The sequence below is a fragment of the Rhodococcus sp. PvR044 genome (assembly GCF_040548995.1).
Taxonomy (GTDB): domain Bacteria; phylum Actinomycetota; class Actinomycetes; order Mycobacteriales; family Mycobacteriaceae; genus Rhodococcus_G; species Rhodococcus_G oryzae.
Genome location: NZ_JBEPSX010000004.1, coordinates 295,289 through 312,941 on the forward strand (window position 1 = coordinate 295,289; position 17,653 = coordinate 312,941).

The following is a 17,653-nucleotide window of genomic DNA, read 5'->3' on the forward strand; positions in this document are numbered from 1 at the left end:
ATGAGTGCACCCAAGCAAGTCCAAGACGTCGCGGCACCCCGGAAACGGAAGAGCCGAGTCCTGAGTGTCCTCGGCGTCGTCGTCGGCGCCGTCGTCGGCTATGTGGTCATCACTCCAGTCATCCGCGGCGAGGACACACCGCAGCCGACCGTCGGGGAGTCGGCCGCCCCGCGGGCGGCGGACGCAGGCGATCGCGCCTCCGCGGCGCAGGCCGCCCTCGATGCGGAAACGCACTGTGAGAAAGCAGTTGCGGAGCGACTGAATTCGCCTGTGACCCCGGGATTCCCGGAGGCGCACGAGACGAGTCTCGCGGGGCTCGGCCACGAGGTCCGTGGCGTGGTCGATTCGCAAGACGGGTCCGGGGCGAGTGTCCGCAGCACCTTCGAATGCACCGTGTTCCCGGTCGGCGCCGGGCAGTTCTCCGTGACGGTGACCGAGCTGTCCGAGCAGTGAGCTGGTAGCCCCACGGCGTAGCGATCAGGTTCGAGCGCCGACCGGCCGCGCGTCGCCGCCGCGCCGGTAGGACAGCGCGTAGAGCGTGAACCCGACGACGGGCAGGATGATGTCGAACCACAGCGGTGCACCGATGTTGCCCGACTTGGTGTTGTCCTCGGCGATCCAGAAGTACACGTGGCCCGCCGCGTCGCCGAAGTACTGGATCGTGGTGACTGTCAGCAGCGCCAGCCAGAAGTAACCGCGGAACCAGAAGCACAGGACGCCGGTGACGCCGATCGCGAGGTCACCCATCGCGTTCTCGAACTGGAATCCGCCGTCGCCCCTGGTGTATCCGATCATCTCGGCGATGGCAGGTCCGTCGAACACGTGGAAGGCGGCGCCGACCACCGAGCTCAGCCCGATCGCCAGCACCAGCCACCACACGAGGTAGGTGTCGATCACCGCCGCGGGCCTGGTGTCCGTCCGATGCCTGCGGACCTGTATCGCGGCGACGATCAACGCCAGCGCAACGGCGATCACAGTGGTCACGGGACTCCTCGGGTTGACCGTCACAGGCGTCGATTCCATGGTTGCGGCTCGGGCGTCGTCGTGTTGCCCTTTTGGTGAACGCTCCGTGTGAGACGCTGGGCTGGTGCTGCTTCGATCGCTAGACGCCCTCGCCGTCGCCCGAGGCGACGATGTCGCCGACGCCGTCCGGATCGGCGACACCACGCTCTCGCGCAGCGACCTCCTCGGTGCTGCCGGAGCGCTCGCCAAGCGCATCGGCGGCGCCGAGCGGGTCGCCGTCCTCGCCACGCCGACCGCGTCGACGGTGATCGCGGTGGTCGGTTGCCTGCTCGCTGGCGTCACGGTCGTGCCGGTGCCGCCGGACTCCGGTCAGACCGAGTTGAGCCACATTCTGTCCGATTCGGGGGCCCAGGCCTGGCTCGGGAACGCTCCTGACGGTAGCGGGTTGCCGGTCGTGCCGGTGCGGTTGCACACCCGTGACTGGCACTCTCACCCAGAACCGCCCCCGTCCTCGATCGCCTTCGTGCTGTACACCTCCGGCACCACGGGTCCGCCGAAGGGCGTGCTGCTGAGCAGGGGAGCCATCGCCGCCGGCCTCGACGCGCTCGCGGATGCCTGGAAATGGACCGCGAACGACACACTGGTGCACGGACTTCCGCTGTTCCACGTGCACGGACTGATCCTGGGGCTGCTCGGCCCGCTGCGGGTCGGCAGCAGGCTGGTCCACACCGTGCGGCCCACGCCCGAGGCGTATGCGCAGGCCCACGGATCGCTCTACTTCGGCGTGCCGACGGTGTGGTCGCGGATCGTCGAGGACGAGGTGTCGGCCAAGGCGCTGAGCGGCGCCCGGCTGCTGGTCTCCGGCAGCGCCCCGCTCCCGGTGCCGGTGTTCGAGCGGCTCGCGGACCTGACCGGGCTGGTGCCGATCGAGCGATATGGCATGAGCGAGACCATGATCACGGTCAGCACCCGCGTCGGCGGCGAGCACCGCCCCGGTTGGGTGGGGCTGCCGGTGGCGGGCGCCGAGACCCGGCTGATCGACGAGGACGGGACCCCGGTCCCGCACGACGGCGAGAGCATCGGCGGACTGCAGGTGCGGGGGCCGATGCTGTTCGACGGGTATCTGAACCGCCCGGACGCGACCGCGGCGTCGTGGACCGAGGACGGCTGGTTCAAGACCGGGGATGTCGCGGTGATCGACGAGCACGGATTCCATCGCATCGTCGGCCGCGAATCGACCGACCTGATCAAGTCCGGTGGGTACCGGATCGGGGCGGGCGAGGTGGAGGCCTCGCTGTTGGGGCACCCGGCGGTCCGCGAGGTCGCGGTGGTCGGGGTGCCGGACGCCGACCTCGGTCAGCGGCTGGTCGCCTATGTGGTCGGCGAGGTGCCCTCGCCCGAGGACCTGATCGAGCACGTGGTCGCGGAGCTGTCCGCGCACAAGCGGCCCCGCGAGATCCGGGTGGTGGACTCGTTGCCGCGCAACGCACTCGGCAAGGTGCAGAAGAACCAGCTCGGCTGAACCGGCTGGCCCTAGGCCAACGCGCCCGCACCACCGAGCGTGACGAACTCGCGGTCCTGCGCCCTCAGCGCGGGCAGGGCCGCGGCCAGTCCCTCCGCGGTGTCACCCGCGGGGCGGTTCACGTGCGCGATCACGATCGACCCGGGCGCAGCGGAGGTCAACGCGCCCTGGACCTTCGAGGTGGGCATGGTCGCGCCCGAGTCGCCGTTCATCGTGAAACCGACGACCTCCTCGCCGAGATCCCGGACGATGGCGGCCGCGACCTCATCGCAGTGTGCGGTGCCCGGCCGGAACCAGCGCGGCGCGACGCCGGTGATCTCCTGCAGCCGTCGGTGATTGACAAGCACCTCGTCGATGACCTCCGCCACGGAACGGGTCCCGGCGATCCCGTACGCCGATCGTCCGGTCACCGACAGCGGCAGGTGCTGTGTCCCGTGGTTGCCGAGTTCGATCAACGGGTTGTCCGCGAGGCGCACCGTCAGCGCCGGATTGGCGTCGATCCAGCGACCGTTGAGGAACAGCGTGGCCGGCAGCCTTTCCCGCTCCAGCAGGACCAGCAGATCGGCGTCCACCGCGGTACCGCCCGGGCCGCCGCAGGCGTCGAAGGTGAGGGCGAGCCTGCGGTCGGGCGGCGCGAGCCGGGTCCTGGTCCCGCTGACGGCGACGCCCCATTCCCGCGGGACCGCGCCCGCGTACCTGGCCTGCACCGTCGCCACGGCGGGCCGGACCGGACTCAACAACGGGTAATCGGTGAGGCTGTCGGCAGGCCCGACCGGGAGCGGCTCGGAACTGGCGACGGTGGGCCCGCCGACCACGGCGAATCGGTGCGCGGCGACCGCGACGCCACCGGCGAGGCCGAGTAGCAGGGACCGGCGGGTGAGGGGCGAGCGCACGGCGACACGCTATGACAGCTGAGGCGATCTCGCGCGCCGAGGCGAACCGTTGGCGGAGACGGCTCCTTTTGGGCCCGACGCGACTAACCTCGATAACCATGACCAAGCCAGCCGAGAACACCCGTATCGTGCTCGCGTCACGCCCCGTCGGCGAACCCCAGCCGTCCGATTTCCGGATCGAGACCGTCCCGGTCCCGGTTCCCGGCGACGGGCAGCTGCTGCTCAAGACCCTCTACCTCTCCCTCGATCCGTACATGCGGGGCCGGATGAGCGCGGCGAAGTCGTACGCCGATCCGGTCGAGCTCGGCGACGTGATGGTCGGCGGCACCGTGTGCGAGGTGGTCGAATCGAAGGACCCCGCCTTCCACGCGGGCGATGTGGTGCTGTCCTTCTCGGGCTGGCAGACGCACTCGGTGATCGACGCGCATCACGTGCGCAAGCTCGACCCGCAGGCCGCGCCGGTGCAGAGCTGGTTGGGCGTGCTGGGGATGCCCGGCTTCACCGGCTACGCCGGGTTGCTGCGCATCGGCGACCCCAAGCCGGGGGAGACGGTGGTCGTCGCCGCCGCGACGGGGCCGGTCGGATCGGCCGTCGGGCAGATCGCGAAGATCAAGGGCGCCAGGGCGGTCGGCATCGCGGGCGGGCCCGAGAAGGTCGCCTACCTGCGCGAGATCGGCTTCGACGCCGCGATCGACCACCGAGCACCGGATTTCGCCGAGCAGCTCGCGGCGGCCTGCCCCGATGGCATCGACGTGTACTTCGAGAATGTCGGCGGTGCGGTGTGGGCCGCGGTGTGCCCGCTGCTGAACGACTTCGCCCGGGTTCCGGTGTGCGGGCTGGTGTCGCACTACAACGAGACCGCGGCACCCGCGGGTCCGGACCGGCTGCCTGGCTTCATGAACGACGTGCTGAAGAAGAGCCTGACGATCCGAGGCTTCATCCAGAGCGAGTTCGTCAAGAGCGACTTCAAGGCGTTCGTCGCCGACATGTCCGGCTGGATGCACAACGGCCGCATCGCGTACCGCGAGGACATCGTCGAGGGGCTGGAGAATGCGCCCGCCGCCTTCAACGGGATGCTGGCCGGGCGCAACTTCGGCAAGCTGATCATCAAGGTGGCCGAGGCCGGCTCGTGACGGGGCTGGGAGAGCGGCCCCAGGAAAAGGTCGGGCCGCTCGAACTGATCGCGTTCCTGTGTGAGCTGGCGATGCTCGTTCTCCTTGCCATGACCGGGGTCGCCGCGACGGATTCACTGCTCGGTCGGGTGCTCGCGACGGTCGCGTTGCCGGCCGCGGCGGCGGGGATCTGGTCTGTCTGGATGGCACCGACGTCCCGCCACAGGCTTGCCAATCCGTCCCGGCTCTACGCGCAGGTCACGTTGTTCGCGGTGGTCGGGACAACTGTCGGGTTGTTCCTCGGCTGGCTGGTCGGCGCGGCCTTCTTCGTGGTGTCCGCGGTCGTGTTCGCAGAATTGTGCAGGCGGGAGCGGCGCACCGCATAGGACCACCGTCGAACCGGTTGTTCTCGGCAGGGCCTCTACTTGCTGTCGCGGAAAACCGGCTCCCGGTTCTCGCCGGGCCAGTGTGGCCTCCTCGAAGTTGTCGGTCATCAGCCGGATCATCAACACTTCGGCACGCTGATCATCAAGGTCGCGTGACCGCAGTTCTTGACCTGAACCGCGGTTGAGGTCATAGCGTCGCGGGTGCATCGCACCGACGACGGGAGCCCCCATGACCGCGACAGCGTCCGCCCTCACACCCGCTCAGATCGAGTACCTCGGCAGCCAGCGGCTCGGCCGTCTCGCGACGGTCGATCGTCGGGGCGCCCCGCAGAACAACCCGGTGGGATATCGGTACAACGCCGAGCTCGGCACCATCGACATCGGCGGCCACAACCTCGGCGCGAGCAGGAAGTTCCGCAACCTCGCGGGCAACGACCGGGTGGCCTTCGTCGTCGACGACCTCGCGTCGATCCAGCCGTGGGTGGTGCGGTGCATCGAGATCCGCGGCAGGGCGGAGGCATTGACGGACGTGGAGCCGTGGGGGAGGGGGATGTCGCCGGAGCTGATCCGCATCCACCCCGACCGGGTGATCGCATTCGGGCTTGACTCCGGCGCGGGCGCCTGAGCGCTACTTGCTGTCCCGGAACACCGGCTCCCGCTTCTCACGCCGGGCCAGGGTGGCCTCCTCGAAGTTGTCGGTCATCAGCCGGATCATCAACTGACCCAGGCCTTCCTGGTTCATGTGCTGCGCCATCGAGGAGGCGTCCAGGCTCGACCAGAGGGTGCGCTTGGTGAGCTCGACGCCGGGCCGGGAGAAGGCTGCGATCCGCGTCGCCAGGTCGAAGCACTCCTCGACCAGGTCCTTGCCGTCGACGATGCGGGAGACGAGCCCGATCCGCTCCGCCTCCGCGGCATCGATGTCCCGACCGGACAGCATCATCTCGAACGCGCGGGACGAGCCGATCGCGCGCGGCAGCAGGTAGCTCAGCCCGAGCTCGCTGGCGGTCAGTCCGTTGTTGATACCCGCCGCCCGGAAGTACGCCTCCGGGGCGGCCATCCGGATGTCGGCGGCCAGCGACAGGCAGAAGCCGCCGCCGATCGCGGCGCCGTTGACCGCGGCGATCACCGGCTGGTGCATCCGGCGGATCGCCAGCACCACGTCGTCGAGGATCTCCATGGCGCGCAACGCGATCGACGGACGGGTCAGGCCGTCGATGTGCGGGGGACTGCCCGCGGAGGACTGGTCGGCGCCCGAGCAGAAGCCGTGGCCCGCGCCGGTGAGGACGACCGCGCGCACCGAGTTGTCGTTGCTGATCGCCTCGAGCGATTCCTTGAGCGGAACCATCACGTCGAACGCCATGGCGTTCATCCGCTCGGGACGGTTGAGGGTCACCAGGGCCACGTTCTCGCGGGGCCGCTCGACGAGGACAAAACTCATGGCCGTTCTCCTGCTCGACGACGGACGTAGGTCGCGCCGACACTACGTCCTGCCTGGCCGCCGCGGAGCGGTTTCTGGCACCAGGTGCAGGATGCGCCCCGTGGAGGTGTCCACCCCGGCCGACTCCTCCGGAAACGCGTCGTCCGATTCCCGCCAGCACCGAGTCCCGGGATTCAGCAGTCTGAATCAGGTGCTCACCGCACCACTTTCAGCAGATCTCCCGAAAGGACTCATCATGTCTTCGCGCCTGGACTCCAAGGTCTTCATCGTCACCGGCGGTACCTCCGGCATCGGCCTCGCGGTCGCCCGTCGGCTCACGGCGGAGGGCGCCGCGGTCGTGCTCGGCGCTCGCCGCCGGGATGTCGGTGCGGACGCCGCCGCGGGCATCCGCGCCGCGGGCGGCACCGCGATCTTCGTGCCCGCGGACGTGTCGGTGGAGGCGGACGCCGCGGCACTGGTCGACGCCGCGGTCGCCGAGTTCGGGCGGCTGGACGGGGCCTTCAACAACGCGGGCGGCGTCAACGCGTCCGGCCCGGTGTCCGGGATCGACGGGGCGGACTGGGACGCGGAGCTCGCGCAGAACGCCACCAGCGTCTTCCACTGCCTCAAGCACCAGATTCCCGCGGTCCTCGAGACCCGCGGGGCCATCGTCAACAACGCGTCCAACCTGGGAGCCGTCGGGCTGCCCGAGGTCGCGCCCTATGTCGCGGCCAAGCACGCCGTCGTGGGGCTGACCCGGGCCGTCGCGCTGGAGGTCGCCGAGCGCGGAGTGCGGGTCAACGCCATCACCACCGGCGGGGTCGACACCCCGCTCTCCCGCGGATCGATGGCCCCCACCGACGAGGCGATGGCTCAGATCGCGGCCATGCACCCGGTGAACCGCGTCGCCCAGCCGGAGGAGATCGCGCCGTTCGTCGCGTTCCTGCTGAGCGAGGAGGCGTCGTTCGTCACCGGCGCCGCGCTGGCGATCGACGGGGGCTTCACGGCGCGCTGAGCGGAACCGGACGCGCGTGCGGACGCCTTGGCCTAGGCGTCCGCACGCCGCCTGCGCGCATTGAGCACCGAAAGGCCGGCGATCACGGCGAACAGCACGGCCGTGGAGATCAGCTGCTTGCGGGCGTCGGCGTCGGTCAGCATCAGCAGGATCAGGCCGCCGAGCGCGGCGAGGGTGAACCAGCTCAGGTAGGGGAAGCCCCACATCCGGAGGCTGAGCTTGCCCTCGGCCTCCAGCCGCGGTCGCAGCCGCAGCTGTGAGACCACGATGAAAATCCAGATCACCAGCAGCGCGGCGCCGACGGCGTTGAGCAGGATCGACAGCAGCGAGTCCGGCAGCAGCCAGTTCAAAAGCACGCTGACGAAGCCGAAGAACACCGAGAGCAGCACCGCGTTGGTGGGCACCCCCGTCTTGGACAGGCCGCCCAGCAGCGCCGGGCCGTCGCCGCGACGGGCGAGCGAATAGGCCATCCGGGAGGTGCCGTAGACGTTGGCGTTGAAGGCCGACAGCAGCGCAACCACGACCACCAGTTCCATGAAGCCGGCCACGTAGGAGATGTGTGCCTGGTTCAGGACGGCCACGAAGGGACCGCTCTGCAGCTGCGGCGAGTTCCAGGGCAGCACCAGCACCATGATCGCGATCGAGCCGATGTAGAACACGCTGATGCGCCACACCACGCTGCGCACGGCCGTGGCGATCGAGTGCTCGGGGTCCTTCGACTCGGCCGCGGCGATCGTCACGATCTCGATGCCGCCGAATGCGAACGCGACCACGAGCAGGCCCGCGGCGATGCCCGCGAAGCCGTTCGGCATGAAGCCGCCCTGGCCGAACAGGTTCGTGAACCCGACCGGGTCGGTGTCCGGCAGCAGCCCGAAGACCAGCAGCACGCCGATCACCAGGAAGGCGATGATGACCGCGACCTTGATGGCGGCGAACCAGAACTCGAACTCACCGAAGTTGCTCACCTTGGCCAGGTTCACCACCGCGAAGAAGGTGACGAAGACCAGCGCGACCACCCACTGCGGCACCCCGGGCAGCCATCCGTGCACGATCGCCGAGGCCCCGGTGATCTCGGCGCCGAGCACCATGATCAGCATGAACCAGTACAGCCAGCCCATCGTGAAGCCGGCCCACTCGCCGATGCCGATGCGCGCGTAGTGGCTGAACGAGCCGCTGGCCGGGATCGCGGCGCCCATCTCGCCGAGCATCCGCATCACGAAGACCACGATGATGCCGGCGATGATGTACGAGATCAGCACGGCCGGGCCGGCCTTCGCGATCCCGACACCGGTGCCGAGGAACAACCCGGCGCCGATCGCGGAACCGAGGCCCATCATCGTCAGATGGCGGACCTTGAGCCCGTGCCCGAGGTGCGAGGTGTCGCCCTCCTCGGCGAGGGCTGTAGCGGTGTCCTGTGCTGGGTCGCTCGTCGTCATCGTCAGTCGTTCTTGTGCAACGCGGCGTTGAGCTCGACGCCGGTGCCCTTCCACGGCACCACCTCGACGGCGCCGGACACCGAGTTACGGCGGAACAAGATGTTGGACTGGCCGTTGAGCTCCTTGGCCTTGATCACCGTGCCGTCCGGGCCGGAGACCTTGGTGCCGGAGGTGATGTACAGACCCGCCTCGACCACGCAGTCGTCGCCGAGGGAGATGCCGAGGCCGGAGTTCGCGCCCAGCAGGCAGCGCTTGCCCACCGAGATGACCTCCTTGCCGCCGCCGGAGAGGGTGCCCATGATCGACGCGCCGCCACCGACATCGGAACCGTCGTCGACGACGACGCCCGCGGAGATGCGGCCCTCGACCATCGAGTTGCCGAGGGTGCCTGCGTTGAAGTTCACGAAGCCCTCGTGCATGACCGTGGTGCCGCTGGCCAGGTGCGCGCCGAGGCGGACCCGGTCTGCGTCGGCGATCCGGACGCCGGAGGGGACCACGTAGTCGACGAGGCGCGGGAACTTGTCGATGCCGTAGACGGTGACCTGGCCGCGGGCGCGCAGCTTGGCGCGTACCAGCTCGAAGCCGTCGACCGCGCAGGGGCCGAAGTTGGTCCACACCACGTTGGCGAGCAGGCCGAAGACGCCGTCGAGGTTGGCGCCGTGCGGCTGGACGAGACGGTGCGAGATCAGGTGCAGGCGCAGGTAGGCGTCGTGCGCGTCGACCGGCGCGGCGGCCAGATCGGCGATCGAGGTGCGCACCGCGACCTGCTTGACGCCGCGGGCCTCGTCGTCGCCGACCAGCGCGGCCAGCTCGGCCGGGATGTCGGCGCCCTCGAGCACGACGGTGCCCGTCTCGGCCACATCGCCCAGCGTGGGCTCCGGGTACCAGGTGTCGAGGACGACCCCGCCCGTGGTCACGTTTGCGATACCGACTGCCGTTGCTCCCTGAGTGCTCACGGGCAGTCAGGGTACCGGCTGGAGCAATTGAACCGTCACCCGCGCGCATCCCGTGCAAGGCTGAGCGCAGACCGTCGTACCGGCCGAATGGATGTGGGGACGCATGCGTGGAATCGGATTCGCCCGTTCGGTCAGGATCGCCGCGGCCGGCGCAGCGGTGGCCGCGGCCCTCTCGTTGCTGTCGACGCCGCAGGCGGGCGCCGCGCCGCTCTGCCCCGGCGCGAGGCAGGCGCCCGCGTTGGTCGGCCGGGTGCCGGGCGCGGCAATCGAGGGTGCTGCCGTCGACGGCGCGGGCCGGCTCTACCTCACGGACCTGCGCAGCAACCGGGTGCTCCGGATCGACCGGCCAGGCGCTCCGGCCGTGCCGTTCGCGACCCTGCCCGGCCCGATCGGCGGCGGCCTGGTCTTCGCGCCGGACGGCGCCCTGCTGGTCGGCTACGGCGATGCCCGCGTGTTCGTCGGCGACATCGCGCGGCCGGCGGGGATCGTCAGGATCGACGTCGGGACCGGCGCGGTGCACCCGTTCGCGTCGGGACTCTCCGCGGCGAACGGCCTGGCCGTGACCCGCGACGGCACCGTGTACGCCACCAACGACCTCGCATCGCTGGTCGGGCGGGTGCTGCCGAACGGTGTCGTGCAGCCCGACTGGGCCGTGCTGCCCAGCGCCAACGGCGCCGCGCTCAGCGCCGACGACCGCTATCTCTACGTGTCGCGGACCTTCGTGAATCCGGGCGTGAGCCGGATCCCGCTGGCGAACCCGGCCGCACCCGAGTCGCTGGTGGACTTCGGCAGCGGCGACGCCTTCGTCGCGCCCGACGGGCTGGTGCTGGACGCGGCGGGCCGTCCGATCGTGCCCACCGACATCAGCGGCGAGATCCTGCGGGTGGACGGGCCGAACCGGTACTGCGCCCTCGCCGGCGGCCTGCCGGGTTCCAGCGTGCTGACCTTCGGCAGCGGCGGCTCCGGGTTCTCCGCAGGCCGGCTGTTCCGCGCCGGTTTCGACGGCGACATCTACGAGATAGGCGCGTAGCGCCCGTGCGCGGTTGACGAGTCCCTGGACTCGCTTACCGCGCACGGGCGGCGGAGCCGCCTAGTCTGATCGGGTGACCCCGACGCCGCGCCTTGACCTGCACGCCGACCCGATCGAGCTCACCGCCGCGCTGGTCGACATCCCGAGCGTCTCCCATGACGAGGCACTGATCGCGGATGCGGTGGAGGCGGCGCTGCGGGAGCAGACCATCGGCTTCGAGGTGATCCGCAACGGCAACGCGGTGCTCGCCCGCACCGACCTGGGACTGCCGAGCCGGGTGATGCTGGCCGGCCACCTCGACACGGTGCCGATCGCCGACAACGTGCCGAGCACTCGCACCTTCGACCCCGTGCAGGGGGAGCTGCTGCACGGCTGCGGCACCGTCGACATGAAGTCCGGTGACGCGGTGTTCCTGCACCTGGCCGCGACGATCGAGGAACTCGCGCACGATCTGACGCTGGTGTTCTACGACTGCGAGGAGATCGCGGCCGTGCACAACGGCCTCGGCCGCATCGAGCGCGAGCTGCCGCAATGGCTGCAGGCCGACGTCGCGGTGCTCGGCGAACCGTCGGGCGGGTTCATCGAGGCCGGCTGCCAGGGCACCCTGCGGGTGCGGCTGACGACCTCCGGCACCCGTGCGCACTCGGCGCGATCCTGGCTGGGGGACAACGCGATCCACAAGTTCGGGCCGCTGCTGGCCAGGCTCGCCGACTACCAGGCGCGCTCGGTGGACATCGACGGCTGTGTCTACCGCGAGGGTCTGTCCGCGGTGCGCATCGCCGGGGGAGTGGCCGGGAACGTGGTGCCCGACGCCGCCGAGGTGGACGTGAACTTCCGGTTCGCACCCGACCGCAGCGTGGACCAGGCGATCGAGCACGTCAGGGAGGTGGTGGACGGACTCGGCCTCGGCTTCGAGGTGACGGACAGTTCGGCGGGGGCGCTTCCCGGTCTGGGTGCCCCGGCCGCCGCCGCGCTGATCGGAGCGGCGGGCGGACAGTTCCGCGCGAAGTACGGCTGGACCGATGTCGCCCGGTTCTCGGCGCTCGGCATCCCGGCCGTCAACTACGGCCCCGGCGACCCGAACCTCGCGCACAAGCGGGACGAGCACGTCCCGACCTCGCAGATCACCGAGGTCACCCGGGTGCTGCGCGGCTACCTCAGCACCTGACGTCTCACGCGGATGCGTCCGTCCCGTCGATCGCAGGCAGCCAGCGGTCGGCGAGCGACCGAACCCAGTCGGCCGCCGCGCGGGGGTCGTCCGGCGGAGCCTCGACGAGCACCAGTTCATCGACGCCCGCCCCGGCGAGCGCGGGGACGTCGCCGGGATCGACGTCGCGCAGCGCCACGGCCATCCGCAACTCGCCGGGGTCGCGCCCGACCGCGCGGCACAGTCCGCGGAGGGTGTCGATCCGTTCCGCGACCTGCTCCACGCCGGAGAGATTGAATCCGTACCACCCGTCGCCCCAGGTCGCGGCCCGTCGCAGCGCCGGGTCGCTGTTGCCGCCGACGACGATGGGGATGCGACGGTCGCGAACCGGTCTGGGATTGACCCGAACGGCGTCGAAGCTGACGAACTCGCCATCGAAGGAGGCGACGTCGTCCCGCCAGAGTGTCCGCATGGCCGCGACGTACTCGGCGGCGCGCGGGCCACGCCGAGCGAAGGGAACGCCGAGCGCGGCGAATTCCTCCTCGGACCAGCCGACGCCGACGCCGAGCGTCAACCGGCCAGCGCTCATCAGGTCCAGTGTCGCCGCCTGCTTGGCCAACAGCACGGGGTTGTGTTCGGGGAGAAGGAGTATGCCCGTCGCGATGTGGATCCTGCGCGTCGCCGCGGCGGCGAAGCTGAGCCCGATCATCGGGTCGAGCCAGTCCGCGACGGCGGGCACGGCGATCCTGCCGTCGTCGGCGTAGGGGTAGCGGGAGGTCGGACGGTCCACCATCACGACATGTTCGCCCGCCAAGAGCGTCGCGAAGCCGGAGTCGTCGGCGGCGACCGCGACGGCGTCGATCACCTCGCGGCGAGCGCCGGTGCCGATTCCCAGCGCGTGGAGCCCCAGACGCATCGGTCAATCGTGGCACACGCGAACCGGCGCCGCCGGTGGAACGCGGCCGGCCTCACCCAGGCGGTCGACGGGTGAGGCCGGCCGCGGTGACTAGCCGATGCTGAACGGCTGTCCCCACAGCGTGGTGCTGCTGGTGATGTTGTCGGTGCTCACCGAGACGGTGGCGTAGGACCGGGCCTGCGCGTAGCCGGCGCAGCCCTCGACGCCGATGGTGGAGTCGGCGTAGGTGACGCTGCCGCTCTTGCCCTTGAAGCTGTTGGCACCGCTGTGCATCTCGCCGCCGAAGCCGTCGGCCTTCTCGAGGTCGAGCAGTTTGACGTTCTTGGCCTGGCCGGGGCCGATGCTGACGGTGCCCGCGGTCTTGGCGGTCTGCTTGGCGCTCTCACCCTCCCAACCCGAGGACATCCCGGCGTCGGCGCCGCCCTTGCCGCCGAGTGTCAGCTGGCAGGCCACCACGTAGCCCGCGGTGATGCTGCCGCCCTTGGCATTCGGCCCGGTGACCTCGGCGCCGATCCGGCCGGACACCCATACATTGCGGTGCAGCGGGGTCGCGCCCATCGACGGCGAGATGTTGGCGCTTTCGCCGGTACGGGTGATCGTGACGACCGTGCCGTCGGCGAGGATCTCGGTGATGCTGCCGTCCGGCAAGGGGACGAAGGTGTCGGCATTGGCCGCACCCGCCGACAGGAAGCCGACCGCGACGGCCGTGGCCGCGCCGACAGCGGAGATCTGCAGCCCGTGACGCAGGCCGGTGTTGCTGGAGTTCATGATTTCCCTTGTCATCCGATGCTGAAGGGCTGGCCGTACAGGGTGGTCTTGGAGTAGTTGCCGCCGACGATCTCGACCACGGTGTAGGAGCGGGCCTGGGCGAAGCCGCCGCAGTTCTGGATCTCGAGCTGGGTGTCCTGGTACTGGACGGAGTACTTGCCGTTCTTCTTGATGTCCTTGCCGGAGACGCCGACGAACTTGACCTGGCCGGCCGAGACCGGGACGGTCAACGACCCCGAGACTGACGGGCCCGTGAGGTCCATCGAGGCGCCGATGGACCCACCGAGGCCGGTGATGTCGACCTGGCAGCCCACGATGTAGCCCGTGCTGATCCGCGAGACCCCGTGCGTGGACGAGTTGTTGGTGCCCTTGTCGTTGGTCGCACCGTTCGAGGGGCCGGCCTCTGTTTCCTTGGTGATGCCGGTGACATCGGCGGTGACCGTGCCCGAGACCCACGCGGTGCGGCCGGCACCGTTGGCGGCCAGCGACGGCGAGATCAGGGCGCTCTCGCCGGTGCGGGAGACGACAGCGCCCGGCCCGGCCTTCTGCCCGTCCGGCAGCGGCACAAACGTGTCGGCATGCGCCGCACCGGTCGACATCAGGCCGATCGCGACCGCGGCGACCGCGGTTGCGCCCGCCATGCGGGCGCCGCGCACCACGGACATGTTCTTCACGCTCAAAGCAATCCCCTCACAAGGAATCTCGACCGGGCAACTCGGGTGACCGAGGCGGGCGGGGACATATCGTTGCCACCGCGAACAAGAAGTTAGCGAAGGCTAAACTACTTTGCAATCGCTTGCTGTGGCGTTTACCCAGTGAAATGGGTCACCCGCGTCGGGATAGCCTTGCTCGCATGGCACCCGACAAGACGCCCGGCCGGGCCGCGAAGCAGAACACCTCGAAGCGGGGCAGTGCCTCGGTCAAGCACCGCGGACCGATCCTGCTCCGCCGCGATCGCAAGGTGGAGACGACAACCACCGATTCGAGGCTGCTCGACCAGCGTGGGCCGACCGACTGGGTGCACACCGATCCGTGGCGGGTGCTGCGGATCCAGAGCGAGTTCGTCGAGGGCTTCGGAGCGCTCGCGGAGGTGCCGCGCGCGGTGACGGTCTTCGGCTCCGCGCGAACCGGGTCCGATCACCCCGAGTACACCGCGGGCCGTGACCTCGGTGCCGCACTGGCCGAGGCCGGGTACGCGGTTATCACCGGGGGCGGCCCCGGCGTGATGGAGGCCGCGAACCGTGGTGCCAGCGAGTCGGGCGGTTACTCGATCGGTCTCGGCATCGAGCTGCCGTTCGAGCAGGGCCTCAACGAGTGGGTCGACCTCGGCATCAACTTCCGCTACTTCTTCGCCCGCAAGACCATGTTCGTCAAGTACTCGCAGGCCTTCATCTGTCTGCCGGGCGGCTTCGGCACCCTCGACGAACTGTTCGAGGCGCTGACCCTGGTGCAGACCCGCAAGGTCACCCGGTTCCCCATCGTGCTGTTCGGCACCCAGTACTGGTCCGGCCTGCTCGAGTGGATCAAGACGACGCTGGTGGAGAGCGGCAAGATCTCCGAGAGCGACGTCGAACTGCTGCACGTGACCGACAGCGTCGAGGAGGCCGTGCGCATCGTCGTCGAGTCGCAGCACGGCGTCGACGCCGCCGAGCTGATGGGAACCGAGGAGGAGTGGTGATCTTCCCGATCCGCACCATCTGTGTGTACTGCGCCTCCGGGCCGGTCGACGATTCGTACCTTGCGCTCGCGGCGGAACTGGGCACCGAGATCGGCCGGCGGGGGCTGCGGTTGGTCTCGGGCGGCGGCAACGTCTCGATGATGGGCGCGGTGGCAAGGGCCACCCGCGAGGCCGGCGGCTGGACCATCGGCGTCATCCCGAAGGCGTTGGTGCACAGGGAGGTCGCCGATACCGATGCCGACGAACTGATCGTCACCGACACGATGCGTCAGCGGAAGCAGATCATGGAGGACCGGGCCGACGCCTTCATCACCCTGCCCGGTGGGATCGGCACGCTCGAGGAGCTCTTCGAGACCTGGACTGCGGGCTACCTGGGCATGCATGCCAAGCCGGTGGTCCTGCTCGACCCGGTCGGCCACTACTCGGGGCTCCTGAGCTGGCTGGACGGACTGCGTGACGGCGGCTTCGTGCAGCAGCGGGCCCTCGACGGGCTGCTGGTGACGTCCGGGGTCGGCGAGGCGCTCGACGCCTGCACCACCCCGTGATCGTCGGTGCCTGCATGTCACTATGAAGCCCATGACCGAACCCCACGTCGCGGCCTCGCCGACCCTGTGCGGCAAGCCGGTGGCGACCGATCGGGCCCTGGTGATGGCGATCGTCAACCGCACCCCGGATTCGTTCTACGACAAGGGCGCCACCTTCACCGATGAGGCGGCCATGGCGGCCGTCCACCGGGCGGTCGACGAGGGTGCGGACCTGGTCGACATCGGCGGCGTCAAGGCGGGCCCGGGAGACGAGGTGGACACCGCCGAGGAGATCCGCCGGGTGGTGCCGTTCGTGGAGGCGATCCGCGGCCGGTACCCGGACCTGCTGATCTCCGTGGACACCTGGCGCGGCCCCGTCGCCCGGCTGGCCTGTGGTGCGGGCGCCGACCTGATCAACGACACCTGGTCCGGTGCCGATCCGACGCTGGTGGAGGTCGCGGCCGAACTGGGCGCCGGATACGTCTGCTCGCACACCGGCGGCGCCGTGCCCCGGACCCGGCCGCACCGGGTCCGCTACACGGACGTGGTCGCGGATGTGGTCGACGAGGTGGTGACGGCTGCGCAGCGGGCGCGCGATCTCGGCGTTCCAGCCGACGGGATCCTCATCGATCCGACCCACGATTTCGGCAAAAACACCTTCCACGGGCTCGAGTTGTTGCGGCGCGTGGACGTTCTTGTAAACACCGGGTGGCCTGTCCTGATGGCACTGAGCAACAAGGATTTTATCGGGGAGACTCTAGGTGTAGAACTCGCCGAGCGGTTGGAGGGTACGTTGGCAGCGACAGCATTGGCAGCCGCAGAAGGTGCCCGAGTCTTCAGGGTCCACGAGGTCGCATCCACCAGACGAGTGGTCGACATGGTCGCCGCGATCATCGGCACCAGGGCGCCGGCCCGCACGGTCAGGGGGCTGGCATGAGGACGAGCACGAGCGGTGAGCGTGTCTGGTCGGAGGCGAACAGCTGGGACCATCCGGCGTGGAGCATCGCCGACCTGATCGCGGCGAAGGCAGGCCGGACGGTGTCCGTCGTGCTGCCCGCACTGAACGAGGAGAAGACGGTCTCCGCGGTGGTGGACACCATCCATCCGCTGCTCGGCAGCCTGGTGGACGAGCTGATCGTGCTCGACTCCGGGTCGACCGACGAGACCGCGGAACGGGCCGCCGCCGCGGGGGCCACCGTGGTCAGTCGCGAGCAGGCGGTGCCCGGCCTCGCGCCGGTCCCCGGCAAGGGCGAGGTGCTCTGGCGCTCGATCGCGGCGAGTACGGGCGACCTGATCGCCTTCGTCGATTCCGATCTGATCAACCCCGACCCGGAGTTCGTGCCGAAGTTGCTCGGCCCGCTGCTGACGGTCGACGGCATCCACCTCGTGAAGGGGTACTACCGGCGGCCGCTGCGGGTCAGCGGGACCGAGGATGCGAACGGCGGCGGCAGGGTCACCGAGTTGGTCGCGCGACCGCTGCTGGCGGCGATGCGGCCCGAGCTGACCTCGGTGCTGCAACCCCTCGGCGGTGAGTACGCGGGGACGAGGGAGCTGTTGTCCGCGGTCCCGTTCGCGCCCGGGTACGGGGTGGAGATCGGGCTGCTGCTCGACACCTACGACCGGCTCGGGCTCAGCGCCATCGGCCAGGTGAACCTGGGGGTGCGCAAGCACCGCAACCGGCCGCTGGTCGAGCTCGGCGTGATGAGCAGGCAGATCATCGGCACCATGCTCCGCCGGTGCGGCATCGAGGATTCCGGAGCGGGGCTGACGCAGTTCCTGGCCGAGGGTGACTCGTTCGTGCCGGTGACCACCGAGGTGTCGCTGGCGGACCGGCCGCCGATGAACACGCTCAGGCCATAAGGCAGGCGGGTCACCGGGTTGCGGCGCATG

20 protein-coding genes are annotated in these 17,653 nt (G+C 69.9%); 12 read left to right on the forward strand and 8 right to left on the reverse strand.

The window, feature by feature from the left end; translation table 11 throughout:
• The gene (locus ABIC28_RS12300; protein ID WP_097212549.1) at positions 1 to 453 is read left to right on the forward strand and encodes a hypothetical protein; all 453 of its coding nucleotides are present in this window, start codon (positions 1 to 3) and stop codon (positions 451 to 453) included.
• A 24-nt stretch (positions 454 to 477) separates the two neighbouring features.
• Here the strand turns inward: ABIC28_RS12300 and ABIC28_RS12305 are convergent, their stop codons facing one another.
• Complete coding sequence (locus ABIC28_RS12305) at positions 478 to 984, reverse strand: DUF6790 family protein (protein WP_209927225.1); 507 nt, start codon at positions 982 to 984, stop codon at positions 478 to 480.
• 103 nt (positions 985 to 1,087) lie between these two features.
• On the opposite strand from ABIC28_RS12305, the gene ABIC28_RS12310 reads away from it, so the two are divergent.
• On the forward strand, positions 1,088 to 2,485 hold the full coding sequence (locus ABIC28_RS12310; protein ID WP_354579065.1) for an acyl-CoA synthetase: 1,398 nt from the start codon (positions 1,088 to 1,090) through the stop codon (positions 2,483 to 2,485).
• Positions 2,486 to 2,496: 11 nt separating this feature from the next.
• On the opposite strand, the gene ABIC28_RS12315 is transcribed toward ABIC28_RS12310, so the two are convergent.
• Complete coding sequence (locus ABIC28_RS12315) at positions 2,497 to 3,378, reverse strand: polysaccharide deacetylase family protein (protein WP_354579067.1); 882 nt, start codon at positions 3,376 to 3,378, stop codon at positions 2,497 to 2,499.
• Positions 3,379 to 3,476: 98 nt separating this feature from the next.
• Here ABIC28_RS12315 and curA point away from each other — a divergent pair, with 98 nt between their 5' ends.
• The 3 genes from curA (at position 3,477) to ABIC28_RS12330 (ending at position 5,501) form a co-directional block, all read left to right on the forward strand.
• On the forward strand, positions 3,477 to 4,511 hold the full coding sequence (gene curA, locus ABIC28_RS12320; protein WP_209927224.1) for an NADPH-dependent curcumin/dihydrocurcumin reductase: 1,035 nt from the start codon (positions 3,477 to 3,479) through the stop codon (positions 4,509 to 4,511).
• A complete protein-coding gene (locus ABIC28_RS12325) occupies positions 4,508 to 4,876 on the forward strand; it encodes a DUF2568 domain-containing protein (protein ID WP_354579069.1) in 369 nt (122 codons plus the stop codon). Before curA ends, ABIC28_RS12325 begins: the two co-directional genes overlap by 4 nt.
• A gap of 229 nt (positions 4,877 to 5,105) precedes the next feature.
• On the forward strand, positions 5,106 to 5,501 hold the full coding sequence (locus ABIC28_RS12330; protein ID WP_097212543.1) for a PPOX class F420-dependent oxidoreductase: 396 nt from the start codon (positions 5,106 to 5,108) through the stop codon (positions 5,499 to 5,501).
• A gap of 3 nt (positions 5,502 to 5,504) precedes the next feature.
• Here the strand turns inward: ABIC28_RS12330 and ABIC28_RS12335 are convergent, their stop codons facing one another.
• A complete protein-coding gene (locus ABIC28_RS12335; RefSeq protein WP_354579072.1) occupies positions 5,505 to 6,314 on the reverse strand; it encodes an enoyl-CoA hydratase in 810 nt (269 codons plus the stop codon).
• Positions 6,315 to 6,549: 235 nt separating this feature from the next.
• On the opposite strand from ABIC28_RS12335, the gene ABIC28_RS12340 reads away from it, so the two are divergent.
• The gene (locus ABIC28_RS12340; protein WP_354579074.1) at positions 6,550 to 7,308 is read left to right on the forward strand and encodes an SDR family NAD(P)-dependent oxidoreductase; all 759 of its coding nucleotides are present in this window, start codon (positions 6,550 to 6,552) and stop codon (positions 7,306 to 7,308) included.
• Between the two features lie 32 nt (positions 7,309 to 7,340).
• On the opposite strand, the gene ABIC28_RS12345 is transcribed toward ABIC28_RS12340, so the two are convergent.
• Positions 7,341 to 8,645, reverse strand: coding sequence for an amino acid permease (locus ABIC28_RS12345; protein ID WP_245221630.1), 1,305 nt, complete (start codon positions 8,643 to 8,645; stop codon positions 7,341 to 7,343).
• A 101-nt stretch (positions 8,646 to 8,746) separates the two neighbouring features.
• Positions 8,747 to 9,700, reverse strand: a complete 954-nt coding sequence (gene dapD / locus ABIC28_RS12350; RefSeq protein ID WP_097212539.1) for a 2,3,4,5-tetrahydropyridine-2,6-dicarboxylate N-succinyltransferase — start codon at positions 9,698 to 9,700, stop codon at positions 8,747 to 8,749.
• 103 nt (positions 9,701 to 9,803) lie between these two features.
• On the opposite strand from dapD, the gene ABIC28_RS12355 reads away from it, so the two are divergent.
• Together ABIC28_RS12355 and dapE are read left to right on the forward strand one after the other, a co-directional pair.
• Positions 9,804 to 10,730: an SMP-30/gluconolactonase/LRE family protein gene (locus ABIC28_RS12355; protein ID WP_354579076.1), complete on the forward strand. Its 927-nt coding sequence runs from the start codon at positions 9,804 to 9,806 to the stop codon at positions 10,728 to 10,730.
• A gap of 73 nt (positions 10,731 to 10,803) precedes the next feature.
• On the forward strand, positions 10,804 to 11,898 hold the full coding sequence (dapE, locus tag ABIC28_RS12360) for a succinyl-diaminopimelate desuccinylase (RefSeq protein ID WP_097212537.1): 1,095 nt from the start codon (positions 10,804 to 10,806) through the stop codon (positions 11,896 to 11,898).
• A 4-nt stretch (positions 11,899 to 11,902) separates the two neighbouring features.
• Here dapE and ABIC28_RS12365 read toward each other — a convergent pair whose 3' ends face one another.
• From ABIC28_RS12365 to ABIC28_RS12375, 3 genes are all read right to left on the reverse strand, one after another.
• Positions 11,903 to 12,793 (reverse strand): LLM class F420-dependent oxidoreductase, encoded by an 891-nt coding sequence (locus ABIC28_RS12365; protein WP_354579079.1) that lies wholly within the window; start codon positions 12,791 to 12,793, stop codon positions 11,903 to 11,905.
• A gap of 90 nt (positions 12,794 to 12,883) precedes the next feature.
• Positions 12,884 to 13,561, reverse strand: coding sequence for an MspA family porin (locus ABIC28_RS12370; protein WP_209927217.1), 678 nt, complete (start codon positions 13,559 to 13,561; stop codon positions 12,884 to 12,886).
• An 11-nt stretch (positions 13,562 to 13,572) separates the two neighbouring features.
• Positions 13,573 to 14,241, reverse strand: a complete 669-nt coding sequence (locus tag ABIC28_RS12375) for an MspA family porin (protein WP_257017540.1) — start codon at positions 14,239 to 14,241, stop codon at positions 13,573 to 13,575.
• A gap of 173 nt (positions 14,242 to 14,414) precedes the next feature.
• On the opposite strand from ABIC28_RS12375, the gene ABIC28_RS12380 reads away from it, so the two are divergent.
• The 4 genes from ABIC28_RS12380 to ABIC28_RS12395 are packed head-to-tail and all read left to right on the forward strand — an operon-like array spanning position 14,415 to position 17,623.
• On the forward strand, positions 14,415 to 15,239 hold the full coding sequence (locus ABIC28_RS12380; protein WP_097212534.1) for an LOG family protein: 825 nt from the start codon (positions 14,415 to 14,417) through the stop codon (positions 15,237 to 15,239).
• Complete coding sequence (locus tag ABIC28_RS12385; RefSeq protein WP_257017539.1) at positions 15,236 to 15,784, forward strand: LOG family protein; 549 nt, start codon at positions 15,236 to 15,238, stop codon at positions 15,782 to 15,784. Before ABIC28_RS12380 ends, ABIC28_RS12385 begins: the two co-directional genes overlap by 4 nt.
• 22 nt (positions 15,785 to 15,806) lie before the next feature.
• A complete protein-coding gene (gene folP / locus ABIC28_RS12390; protein WP_097212532.1) occupies positions 15,807 to 16,700 on the forward strand; it encodes a dihydropteroate synthase in 894 nt (297 codons plus the stop codon).
• Complete coding sequence (locus ABIC28_RS12395) at positions 16,697 to 17,623, forward strand: glucosyl-3-phosphoglycerate synthase (protein ID WP_077042451.1); 927 nt, start codon at positions 16,697 to 16,699, stop codon at positions 17,621 to 17,623. The genes folP and ABIC28_RS12395 overlap by 4 nt, the downstream gene beginning before the upstream one ends.
• Positions 17,624 to 17,653: the final 30 nt, after the last annotated feature.

Excerpts from the sequence above, each read along its gene's own strand:
- ABIC28_RS12300 (WP_097212549.1), top strand. The coding sequence starts at position 1 with ATGAGTGCACCCAAGCAAGTCCAAGACGTCGCGGCACCCCGGAAACGG.
- curA (WP_209927224.1), top strand. The coding sequence starts at position 3,477 with ATGACCAAGCCAGCCGAGAACACCCGTATCGTGCTCGCGTCACGCCCC.
- ABIC28_RS12330 (WP_097212543.1), top strand. The coding sequence starts at position 5,106 with ATGACCGCGACAGCGTCCGCCCTCACACCCGCTCAGATCGAGTACCTC.
- ABIC28_RS12335 (WP_354579072.1), bottom strand. The coding sequence starts at position 6,314 with ATGAGTTTTGTCCTCGTCGAGCGGCCCCGCGAGAACGTGGCCCTGGTG.
- ABIC28_RS12340 (WP_354579074.1), top strand. The coding sequence starts at position 6,550 with ATGTCTTCGCGCCTGGACTCCAAGGTCTTCATCGTCACCGGCGGTACC.
- ABIC28_RS12345 (WP_245221630.1), bottom strand. The coding sequence starts at position 8,645 with ATGATGGGCCTCGGTTCCGCGATCGGCGCCGGGTTGTTCCTCGGCACC.
- ABIC28_RS12355 (WP_354579076.1), top strand. The coding sequence starts at position 9,804 with ATGCGTGGAATCGGATTCGCCCGTTCGGTCAGGATCGCCGCGGCCGGC.
- ABIC28_RS12365 (WP_354579079.1), bottom strand. The coding sequence starts at position 12,793 with ATGCGTCTGGGGCTCCACGCGCTGGGAATCGGCACCGGCGCTCGCCGC.
- ABIC28_RS12370 (WP_209927217.1), bottom strand. The coding sequence starts at position 13,561 with ATGAACTCCAGCAACACCGGCCTGCGTCACGGGCTGCAGATCTCCGCT.
- ABIC28_RS12380 (WP_097212534.1), top strand. The coding sequence starts at position 14,415 with ATGGCACCCGACAAGACGCCCGGCCGGGCCGCGAAGCAGAACACCTCG.
- folP (WP_097212532.1), top strand. The coding sequence starts at position 15,807 with ATGAAGCCCATGACCGAACCCCACGTCGCGGCCTCGCCGACCCTGTGC.
- ABIC28_RS12395 (WP_077042451.1), top strand. The coding sequence starts at position 16,697 with ATGAGGACGAGCACGAGCGGTGAGCGTGTCTGGTCGGAGGCGAACAGC.